The organism is Bradyrhizobium sp. MI1.3 (assembly GCF_055811695.1).
In genome coordinates, this window is sequence record NZ_JBVVPQ010000262.1 from 1 (window position 1) to 471 (window position 471).

Annotated in this window: 1 protein-coding gene; it reads left to right on the forward strand. The window is 63.5% G+C overall.

Annotated features, from left to right (window positions below; genetic code table 11):
* The first annotated feature begins 60 nt into the window (after positions 1-60).
* Entirely contained in the window at positions 61-465 is a 405-nt protein-coding gene (locus AC0L3A_RS40945) for a hypothetical protein (protein ID WP_473256609.1), read from the forward strand.
* Positions 466-471: the final 6 nt, after the last annotated feature.

Genomic DNA, 471 nt, shown 5'->3' on the forward strand with positions numbered 1-471 from the left:
CTCGGCGCATAGATGGTCTCCTGATCGACCAGAACGGTATCGACCACGCGGCACATCTCGATGAGTTGCTGCCAATCTCGGCTGTTGCGGGCGAAGCGCGAGACCTCGCGGGCGCAAACCGCACCAACCTTACCGAGGCAACTCTCGCTCTCGGCCCGCTACGAGAAGGCGCGCCGGGGCGAGTTGGTTGTGGCGGCGCCCGTCGGCTTCGTGAAGGCCGGCGACCGTTACGAGAAAGATCCGGATCGGCGTGTCCAGGAAGCGATCAAGCTGGTGTTCGACAAGGTCGAGGAACTGGGCAGCGCGCGACAGGCGCTCTGCTGGCTCCACGAGTACAATCTCGATCTACCAGTGAAGCAGTCCAACGGCGACACAGCCTGGCGGCGACCAAGTTACGAGTCTCTGTCCCAGCTGCGGGAGCAAGCGAGTCTGCGGCAGCGTGGGCCGGGCTACGTCTCAAGGTAAGTCGAT